Here is an 11718-nt window from a genome sequence, read left to right on the forward strand (position 1 = left end):
GTAACCGAAAAATAAAAGACATTTCATGGATTTTAGAGTAAATACTGATACTTGGTTTGTTTTCAGTGTCCTATTCATTGCCTCCCTCCTCTTATTTATCGTGGCCTACATTGCAATCCCGTACTTCATTAGAAAAAGGCAGCTCAAGAGGATTCACTACAAATTCGTTTGGAAAAAGAATCAATATGAGCAATTGGAAAAAAGAACTTTTGAAAGGGAAATCTCACATTTGGAAACCCGGAACCAAGTGCTTGAAACTAACCTTGATATTTCAATCCAACAAATGATCCGGTCTGATTTTAACACCAATCAAGTCAATGCATTCTATGCAGAGTTTGAAAAGGCATATCCTCATTTCAATGATACCTTGAATAAACTTATCCCCAATATTACTTCCCATGAATTAAAAGTGTGTTCGTTGATTCGGTTGAATTTGACAGCGAAAGAAATCAGCAGAATTATGAATATCACCCCGGAAAGTGTAAATAAAGCGCGTTACAGGCTTCGTAAAAAAATGGCACTGGACTTAAAAGAAGACTTAAATATTTTTCTTTTAACCATTTGATTTTCATATGACTAAAACCATGTCCATCATTTGTCCATAGCTTTTTTGATAGTTTTGATCCAACAGATCTTAAGTTTGATCAAAACCAAAAAATCATGAGACTATTTGAAGTGTTCTTACTCATCGCCTGTACCAGCTTTCCTTTGCTACGCTTAGTTGTAACCTTTCGAAGTAAAGAAATTTCAGGAATAGCTTTTATCATCAGTATCTTTTCACTTCACTTTTTTGCTGAAGGACTGAGGTGGCAAATGCTACCCGCTTACCTATTACTTCTCTTGATTCTGATTATTTGGTTTTTTAAGATCAGAATCCAAGGCAAACTCTTGAAATTAGGTACCACCTTCTTTTTCCTCATATTCCTATTTACAGCATGGTTACTACCTATACTATTACCTGTTTTCAAATTACCAAAACCAAAAGGTCCCTATCAAATAGGGGCTCAATACCTGAAAGTCACCAGCAATCGCCTGGAAATCATTACAGGTGATAAGGCTGAAAAAAGAACCTTCATGGTGAAGGTATGGTATCCTTCTAATTCGCAAGAAGAGGAAATGGAATCTTACCTGGATAAAGGCAATCGATTAGGATTTAGCAACAAATATGGACTTCCCAATTCAATCACCAATTACCTTGACTATGTCAACACGAACACCCGTCAAAAACCCCCTATTGCTGACGGAAAGTTTCCCGTTTTGATATTTTCGCATGGCTCCAACTCCGAAGCATATGGGTACTATGCGCTGATTGAAGAAATTGTCAGCCATGGGTTTATTGTGTTGAATATCAATCATACTTACGAAAGCAGTGGCTCTCTTTTCCCTGATGGAGACATCAAACTTTATAACCGTCTTTTTGACCAAAACACCAACGATGCAAAAATGAGAGAAATGGCTTGGAACGCCACACAGTCTTATCATAGTGCAAGAAATGAATCAGAGCAATTAATGGCAGTGCAAAACTTAATCGAAAACTATATAGCAGCGGATATCTCAATGCGCTGGAGTAAAGACATCATCGACCTTATTGACCATCTTTTCCTTTGGGAGGAAAACTCTTTTCTGAACAGTCATATGGAGTTGGAGAAAATAGGTGTTTTCGGTCATTCACAGGGCGGTTCGGCAATAGGTCAGGCTCTAAAGGACGACAATAGGATAAAGGCTGGTATAAATTTGGACGGAGTACAATGGGGAGAAATGATCAATTCAAATATGGATAAACCTCTCCTATTGTTGTCTTCAGATTGGGACAAAGACCATCTTGACCTGAATAAATTTGCTTATAGAAACCTCAAAAAATCAAACTTTAAAAGCTTGGTTATCAAAAATACAGGTCACTCAAACTTTATGGATATCCCGTTGATTGTCAACTCTTCCAAAATCAATGAAGCTGGAAAAATTGCCCCTTTAAGGTCTTATGAAATCACCCATGAAATTGTATTGGATTTCTTCAATCAGCATTTATACTCACAAAGAAGTAGATTTGAAGAATTGTTAAATGCTTACCAAGAAATTGAAATAAAGAATTAGGAAAAATACGATCCTAACAAGTTTTATTTTTGTCGAAAATCAAATGTAAAAATATCCCTTCCCTTGGGCATAGATAATTTTTTTGTCGTTTTAAAAAAAAAATTAAAAAATTTAAAAAAAGTAAAATTCCCCGAATTCAATTTTTCCAAATTGAATTTTAATACTAGCCATTTTTCAATCAACAAAATTTCATATATGGCTTTTTGTTGTTTGAACTAATTTTTTATTCATTTGATTTCACGCCAGCTATTTCTACTATTTTTTTCCCGTTACATTTCTTATTTTCTCAGGAATTGCAAGAATTACAAATTCTTAATATAGGTAAAAAAAATATAATTTTTATCATATTTCTAAGTATTCGGATTTTTTATTCAGTGGAATTTTAAGAATAAATTTTTCTAAATTAAACCGTTGAAATTTAACCCCTCATTGGTTAAAAATACGTGGAAACACGTATTTATTATTTAACCATATATTTCATTATTTAGATATTAATTTAAACTTAAATAACACATATGGAACCACTAATTGGACAAATCATGATGTTTGCAGGAACCTTTGCCCCCCGAGGTTGGGCCTTTTGCGACGGTCAGCTCATTTCTATTTCTCAGAATCAGGCTTTATATAGCATTGTAGGAACAACTTATGGCGGTGATGGCAGAACCACCTTTGCCCTACCAGACTTGAGGGGAAGAGCGCCTATTCACAAAGGGCAGGGGCCAGGTCTTTCAAATATCACTTTGGGTGAAAATGGAGGTACGGAACAAGTGTCTTTGACAGTTCAAAATATGCCTGCACACAATCATGCATTAAATGTGAGTAATTCAGCAGGAACAAGTTTCAACCCCGAAGGAAATGTGCCCGCTGCCTCTCAGTTTCAGGAAAACCGCCAAAGCCCTGTTATTAATGTCAGCTCCTACAACGACAGTCCTAATACTGCCATGGCACCAAATACCATTAGCAATCAAGGCGGAAACCAACCATTCAACAACCGAAACCCTTATTTAGGCATCAATTATATTATCGCCTTACAGGGAGTTTACCCTATGAGAGATTGATCATCAGTCCTTTGGAGTCTACAAGCTTCAAAGGACATGTTTTCCCCGATCCTTTTTAATTAAAATCGCCCCATATGAAAAGAACTCTACTAATTTTCCTATTCTTTACCTCTTTTTTCGCTTCACTCCTTCCCCAGAAGGCATCTGCTCAGATTAATACAATCACATTTGATGAGTTAGCAAACAATCTGGCATTGGGTAAATCTTACACCAACACTGGCTTTACTTTTTCAGTAAACTTACCATCAGGAAGTTCCGCTCAAATTATCAGTATTCAAAATTCTGGTTTTGAGGGATCCATGGCCCTAACAGATAATAATTTCGCGTTTGGAGGCATTACACGTTGGACTATCCGAAGAGCTGATAGTGAAGCATTCCAATTTAGAAGTATCTTTTTGCAAGATGGAGGTTTTGGAAGCAGTACCTCAGGAACGATTCAAGGCTTTAAAAACGGAAGTTCCACTGGTCCTGCTAAAGCTATCCAATTCAATTCAGCTACTGCAGGACTAAAAGATTATGCAGGCGATCCTGATTTTTTTGATGTGGATGAAGTTCGGATTCAAGCAGCAGACATCAATTTTAACCTGGATCACTTTACCTTCGGACCACCTTTCTCTCCTGTAGATACAGATCCTGCGGAAGTTACGTCCATCTCTTTGACAGGAGCACCCGCTTCCAATGCTACATCAGTGGTATTTTCTGTCAATTTCAACAAAACCGCTTTGAATGTCAGTCCTGATGATTTCCAATTGACCACATCAGGTACGGTGGTCGGTACGGTATCCTCAGTTTCAGGATCTGGTTCCACATATTCGGTCACAGTTAATGACATCTCCGGGGACGGAAGTCTTCGACTTGACCTAAGATCAGGAACCAATATCAGCAATGCAAATGGAAATACTGGCACACCTGCCTTTACATCAGGACAGTTTCATTTTGTGAGTCCATGCTTTATTGAAACTTTTGAAGATGAGACTATTGGATCAAAAATATTCACAGGAAATGGTTTGAGTTTTTCATTACTGGGAAACTGGGAAGTATCTCAGGAAACACCTTTTGCAGGTATCGGTGGATCGCAGAAACACCTGACAAACACAGGTGCAGGCCCCTATATCATCACTTCCGATGAGTTGATCACCATGAAACAGTTGGCGCTCTACCTGTCTTCAAACCCTTCCGGAACAAACCCTACCAACGATGGAACAGTCACGGTCAAAGGATTTAATGATGGAGTAGAAAGATTCTCCTTAACCAAATCAACCGGATTCCCTACTGATCTTTCCAATAACGGTGGTTATTTCTTTATTGATTTTGCAACAGAACAAGGCCAAGACAATACAATCCAAAGAATTGACAGACTTGAGATTTCTTTAGGAGGTAGTTTTGTGTATTTGAACCTAGATAATTTTGAGTGGTGTGAAGTAGGGCCTAACAATCCTCCAACAGTGGCCAACCCCATCCCCAACCAGAATGCTGTTCAAGATGCGGACTTCAGCTTTCAGTTTGCAATCAATACTTTCTTGGATATTGATGCAGGTGATGTCTTAACCTATTCTGCACAATTGGTTGGGGGTGACCCCTTACCAACTTGGTTGAATTTTGATCCCATTACCCGAACTTTCAGCGGCACGCCAGGAAACGCAGACGTGGGTCAAATTGATATAGAAGTAACTGCTGACGATGGTAATGGTGGATCAGTATCTGATACTTTTACCCTAATCGTGGAGGCTGTAATCTCCATTAACCCTTCTGATAACAACATCCTTTATGTTGACAAAAATGGTTCTGGCACAGGTGAAGGCAATTCTTGGGCAAACGCCATCCCAGAACTTGCTGAGGCACTGCGATGGGCAAAAGAAAATGAAAACAATGACTTATGGTCTGCCAGTGCCCCTCTTCAGATTTGGGTAGCGGGTGGTACATACAAACCTATGTTCAGCCCACAGGATGGGTTTTTATCCACTGATGGAGGCAGGGACAATGCCTTCTTGATGGTCAAAGATGTGCAGGTATTTGGAGGCTTTGCAGGCACAGAATCCAGTCTGCAAGAGCGGGAATATACCTTGTCCGAAAACACCAGTATTCTTAGCGGGGACTTGCTGGAAAATGACGGACCCAACTTCACAAACAATGATGAAAATACCTATCACGTAGTCATCTTACCTGATAATGTAGGAGTAGCAAGTCTGGATGGATTTACCATTACGGGCGGCAATGCCAATGGAATCGGTGATATTTTCATCAATGGCAGAAATATACCCAGGCCGGTTGGAGGAGGCATATTCAATATAAATTCACCAATGGAAATACGGAATGTGTCTGTTGTTGGAAATTTTGCGATCGCTAATGGAGGTGGTATTTACGAAATATTCTCAGAGACCTCTTATACCAATGTGCTTATTTCCAAGAACAAAAGCCAAAATCGAGCAGGTGGAATATTTTCAGGCTTCTGTATTTCGGAATATACAAATGTCACCGTTGCCGATAATGAAGCAGGTCAACTGGGTGGTGGAATATACAATGAAGGTTCAGCACTGAACATCCAAAACATGGTATTGTTGGGCAATACGGCCGGAACCAGTGGAGACGGATTGCTGAATGATAACCTTGAAACTCCTGAAAGTACTGTAATCTCTTTTAGTTTGATCCAAGGTTTGAACAGCGAAAGCAATGGCAACATCAGTGCGGTTGGATTAAGCACAGATGATGTGTTTGAAGATTTTGAGAATGGAAATTACAGACTCAAAGCCGGTTCCCCTGCCATCAACACCGGAAATCCTGATACAGATATATCCCTTTTCCCAGTTGGTCCGGATGGACCAATAGATCTGGGTGGCAATCCCAGGGTAAGTGGAAGAAGGATCGATATGGGAGTATTTGAATTTATTACTCAAATTTCCCCGGATGAAAATAATATTCTGTATGTACAAAAAGGTGGAAGAGGAACTGCTGAAGGAAGTTCATGGGATAATGCCATTCCGGAATTGGCGGATGCATTGAATTGGGCTCGGGAAAATAGAGAAAATGACTTGTGGTCTTCCGTTGAACCCCTGCAGATTTGGGTAGCAGGAGGAACTTACAAACCACTTTTCAATGCAGCTGATGGATTATTTGATTCAGAAGGGGACCGTAACAATTCCTTTGTGATGGTGAGAGATGTTCAGCTCTTTGGTGGTTTTGCAGGTACAGAAGATACTCTTGAAGATCGGGACCTTGGCTTAAAAGAGAATACCAGTACGTTAAGTGGAGACTTATTGGGTAATGATGGGACTGGTTTCGAAAACTATGAGGATAATTCCTATCATGTTCTGATTTCAGCAGGTGATATAGGTGTAGGCAGTTTAGATGGCTTTACAGTTACCGGAGGTAATTCTAATGGAGAAAACAACAAATTGGTCAATGGAAGGAATATTGTAAGAACACGTGGTGCCGGTATGATCATGGTTTTTTCTTCCCCAGAGGTTAGAAATGTTGTCTTTACTAAAAATACTGCTTCCGCTGATGGAGGTGGAATATACGGAATCAGTTCCTCGGCAAATTTCTCCAATGTGCTCGTGGCAGATAATAGGGCAAGTAATGGAGCCGGAATTTACAATAATATGGGAACTGGAGTTTTCACCAATGTAACCATTGCCAAAAACATAGCCAATCAAAAGGGGGGCGGAATTTATAACAATTCCGATTCCAATACTACGCTTAGAAATGTGGCTTTATTCGGAAATGAGGCAAATGACAGTCCTGGGATCTTTATTGAAACAGGTTCAACCCTGACTTTTTCACACAGTCTGATTCAGGAGGCGGCTATTGAAACAGATGGCAATATCAGTTCCATAGGATTAACGACGGATGATTTATTTCAGGATTTTGAGAATGCTGACTTTACCTTGAAAATCGGGTCGCCCCTTATAGATGCTGGGGATCCCGGTACAGACCTGACACTTTTCCCCGTAGGTTCAGATGGAGCAGTAGATTTGGATGGAAATTCAAGAGTACTCAACGGTGTAATTGATATTGGTGCTTACGAATATCTTTTCCCAATCAACCCTGATGAAAACAACATCCTTTATGTCAAAAAAGATGGTTCTGGCACAGGTGAAGGCAATTCTTGGGCAAATGCTATCCCAGAACTTGCTGAGGCACTGCGATGGGCAAAAGAAAATGAAAACAATGACTTATGGTCTGCCGATGAACCACTTCAGATTTGGGTAGCGGGTGGCACATACAAACCTATGTTCAGCCCACAGGATGGGTTTTTATCCACTGATGGAGGCAGGGACAATGCCTTCTTGATGGTCAAAGATGTGCAGGTATTTGGAGGCTTTGCAGGCACAGAATCCAGTCTGCAAGAGCGGGAATATACCTTGTCCGAAAACACCAGTATTCTTAGCGGGGACTTGCTGGAAAATGACGGACCCAACTTCGCAAACAATGATGAAAATACCTATCACGTAGTCATCTTACCTGATAATGTAGGTGTAGCAAGTCTGGATGGATTTACCATTACGGGCGGCAATGCCAATGGAATCGGTGATATTTTCATCAATGGCAGAAATATTCCCAGACCGGTTGGAGGAGGTATATTCAATATAAATTCACCAATGGAAATACGGAATGTGTCTGTTGTTGAAAATTTTGCGATCGCTAATGGAGGTGGTATTTACGAAATATTCTCAGAGACCTCTTATACCAATGTGCTTATTTCCAAGAACAAAAGCCAAAATCGAGCAGGTGGAATATTTTCAGGCTTCTGTATTTCGGAATATACAAATGTCACCGTTGCCGATAATGAAGCAGGTCAACTGGGTGGTGGAATATACAATGAAGGTTCAGCACTGAAAATCCAAAACATGGTATTGTTGGGCAATACGGCTGGAACTAGTGGAGACGGATTACTGAATGATAACCTTGAAACCCCTGAAAGTACTGTAATCTCTTTTAGTTTGATCCAAGGTTTGAACAACGAAAGCAATGGCAACATCAGTGCGGTTGGATTAAACACAGATGATGTGTTTGAAGATTTTGAGAATGGAAATTACAGACTCAAAGCTGGTTCCCCTGCCATCAACACCGGAAATCCTGATACAGATATATCCCTCTTCCCAGTAGGTCCGGATGGACCAATCGATCTGGGTGGTAACTCCAGGATCATTAATGAAAGAATTGATATGGGGGCTTTTGAGCGCCAGCAATTACCTCAAACCATTACTTTCAATTCTCCCCCTATCCTTACATACGGAGATATGAATGCAGAATTTGATATCTCAACCACTTCAGGTTTACCTGTCACTTATACTTTAAATGACAATGACTTTGTTTCTGTCACATCGAATGGATCAGGATTGAATGCGCTTCAAGCCACAGAAGGCCTGATTGAAATCACCGTTTCAGTTGCTGGAAATGAAACTTATGAAGCAACAAATGTCACTGTATCCATTCCTGTTGGCAGACTCCAGTTGGAAATCGCGGCTCCTATAATTTCTCCAAAGGAATTTGACGGAACAACTGATGTCATTTTAGAACTTGGTCAAATTTTGAACCTAGTAGAAGGAGATGTTTTACAGTTAGACTTCACAGCGTTTTTTGACAATCCAAATGCAGGGTCAGGAAAAACGATAACTGTTCAATATATAATTTCTGGAACAGATGCAGCTAACTATCTTGCTCCAAACACATTTATCAGCAATGAAGGTGTTATCACACCTGCCACAATCACAGGAATTTCTTTCGAGAATGTCAGCACTGTATTTGACGGAACCGAAAAAACCCTTGAAATCACAGGCACGCTCCCTGATGGAGCTTCTGTGTCCTATCAGAACAATACAAGAACAAATGCAGGATCCCAGGATGCAACAGCAACCATCAGTGGATCAAACTTCAACACTTTGGAATTGTCGGCCGTGCTGGAAATCACACCAGCCACCATTATAGGAATCAGTTTCGAGAACAGAAGCTTTATATTTGACGGAACCGAAAAAACCCTTGAAATCACAGGCACGCTCCCTGATGGAGCTTCTGTGTCCTATCAGAACAATACAAGAACCAATGCAGGATCCCAGGATGCAACAGCAACCATCAGTGGATCAAACTTCAACACTTTGGAATTGTCGGCCGTGCTGGAAATCACACCAGCCACCATTATAGGAATCAGTTTCGAGAACAGAAGCTTTGAATTTGACGGAACCGAAAAAACCCTTGAAATCACTGGAACCCTCCCTGATGGGGCAACAGTGGACTATGAAAACAACGGAAGGATAGTTGTCGGAAACCAGCAGGTAACCGCAAGGATTACCGGTTCAAACTTTAATGATCTGGTATTAACTGCTGAGTTGACCATCACCCCTGCCACAATCACAGGAATCACTTTTGAAGATGACAGTTTTGTGTTCGACGGAACCGAAAAAACTCTTGAGATAGCTGGTACCCTCCCTGATGGGGCAACGGTGGACTATGAAAACAATGGAAGAACGAATGTCGGAAACCAACAGGTAACTGCCAGGATTACCGGTTCAAACTTTAATGATCTGGTGTTGACAGCAGATTTGACCATCACCCCTGCCACAATCACAGGAATCACTTTTGAAGATGATAGTTTTGTGTTCGACGGAACCGAAAAAACCCTTGAAATAGCTGGTACCCTCCCTGATGGTGCTTCTGTGGACTATGAAAACAACGGAAGGACGAATGTCGGAAACCAACAGGTGACTGCCAGGATTACAGGTTCAAACTTTAATGATCTGGTATTGACTGCTGAGTTGACCATCACCCCTGCCACAATCACAGGAATCACCTTTGAAGATGACAGTTTTGTGTTCGACGGAACCGAAAAAACCCTTGCAATAGCTGGTACCCTCCCTGATGGGGCAACAGTGGACTATGAGAACAATGGAAGGACGGATGTCGGAAACCAACAGGTGACTGCCAGGATTACCAGTTCAAACTTTAATGATCTGGTGTTGACTGCTGAGTTGATCATCACCCCTGCCGCAATCACAGAAATCACCTTTGAAGATGACAGTTTTGTGTTCGACGGAACCGAAAAAATCCTTGAGATAGCTGGTACCCTCCCTGATGGTGCTTCTGTGGACTATGAAAACAACGGAAGGACGAATGTCGGAAACCAGCAGGTAACTGCCAGGATTACTGGTTCAAACTTTAATGATCTGGTGTTAACTGCTGAGTTGACTATCACCCCTGCCACAATCACAGGAATCACCTTTGAAGATGACAGTTTTGTGTTCGACGGAACCGAAAAAACCCTTGAAATCACAGGCACGCTCCCTGATGGTGTTTCTGTGGACTATGAAAACAATGGAAGGACAGATGTCGGAAACCAGCAGGTAACCGCAAGGATTACCGGTTCAAACTTTAATGATCTGGTGTTGACAGCAGAGTTGGAAATCACGCCTGCCACCATCACGGGAATTACTTTCGAGGATGCCAGTTTTGTATTTGACGGAACCGAAAAAACCCTTGAGATAGCTGGTACCCTCCCTGATGGGGCAACGGTGGACTATGAAAACAATGGAAGAACGAATGTCGGAAACCAGCAGGTAACCGCAAGGATTACAGGTTCAAACTTTAATGATCTGGTGTTGACTGCTGAGTTGACCATCACCCCTACCACAATCACAGGAATCACTTTTGAAGATGACAGTTTTGTGTTCGACGGAAGCGAAAAAACTCTTGAAATAGCTGGTACCCTCCCTGATGGGGCAACAGTGGACTATGAAAACAATGGAAGGACGAATGTCGGAAACCAACAGGTGACTGCCAGGATTACCGGTTCAAACTTTAATGATCTGGTGTTGACTGCTGAGTTGACCATCACTCCTGCCACCATCACTGGAATCACTTTCGAAGACGGATCCTTTGTATTTGATGAAACGGAGAAAACCATTGAAATCACAGGTACGCTTCCTGATGGAACTTCGGTAGCCTATGAAGACAACACCCGAACAAATGTAGGATCTCAGCAAGCAACAGCTACCATTTCCGGAGCCAATTATAATACGTTGGTATTGACAGCAGATTTGACCATTACCCCTGCCACAATCACTGGAATCACTTTCGAAGACGGTAGCTTTGTATTTGATGAATCTGAAATAACCATTGAAATCTCGGGGACGCTTCCGAATGGAACTTCGGTCACCTATGCCGACAATACCCGAACAAATGTAGGATCTCAGCAAGCGACAGCTACCATTACAGGAGCCAATTATAACACATTGGTATTGACTGCTGAGTTGACCGTTACCCCTGCCACAATCACAGGAATTACTTTCGAAGATGGATCCTTTGTATTTGATGAATCTGAAAAAACCATTGAAATTTCAGGTACGCTTCCGGTTGGAACTTCGGTCACCTATGCCGACAATACCCGAACAAATGTAGGATCTCAGCAAGCGACAGCTACCATTACAGGAGCCAATTATAACACATTGGTATTGACTGCTGAGTTGACCATCAGCCCTGCCACCATCACTGGAATCACTTTCCAAGATGGAAGCTTTGTATTTGATAACACTCAAAAGTCCCTTGCCATAAGTGGTAATCTGCCTGACGGAACTTC

General features: G+C 41.2%; 4 protein-coding genes. All 4 read left to right on the forward strand.

Translation table 11 applies throughout. The features are described from left to right. Nucleotides 1-25 precede the first annotated feature (25 nt). Complete coding sequence (locus CLW00_RS20560) at nt 26-565, forward strand: helix-turn-helix transcriptional regulator (RefSeq protein WP_106135599.1); 540 nt, start codon at nt 26-28, stop codon at nt 563-565. Between the two features lie 95 nt (nt 566-660). Beyond that, nucleotides 661-2091, forward strand: a complete 1431-nt coding sequence (locus CLW00_RS20565; protein WP_106135600.1) for an alpha/beta hydrolase family protein — start codon at nt 661-663, stop codon at nt 2089-2091. 515 nt (nt 2092-2606) lie between these two features. Continuing rightward, nucleotides 2607-3149, forward strand: coding sequence for a phage tail protein (locus CLW00_RS20570; protein WP_106135601.1), 543 nt, complete (start codon nt 2607-2609; stop codon nt 3147-3149). Nucleotides 3150-3223: 74 nt separating this feature from the next. Then, the coding region (locus CLW00_RS20575; protein WP_211300241.1) for a choice-of-anchor Q domain-containing protein at nt 3224-11718 on the forward strand (8495 nt) is incomplete at its 3' end.

The organism is Mongoliibacter ruber, from assembly GCF_003003005.1.
Classification (GTDB): Bacteria; Bacteroidota; Bacteroidia; order Cytophagales; family Cyclobacteriaceae; genus Mongoliibacter; species Mongoliibacter ruber.

Excerpts from the sequence above, each read along its gene's own strand:
- CLW00_RS20560 (WP_106135599.1), top strand. The coding sequence starts at position 26 with ATGGATTTTAGAGTAAATACTGATACTTGGTTTGTTTTCAGTGTCCTA.
- CLW00_RS20565 (WP_106135600.1), top strand. The coding sequence starts at position 661 with ATGAGACTATTTGAAGTGTTCTTACTCATCGCCTGTACCAGCTTTCCT.
- CLW00_RS20570 (WP_106135601.1), top strand. The coding sequence starts at position 2,607 with ATGGAACCACTAATTGGACAAATCATGATGTTTGCAGGAACCTTTGCC.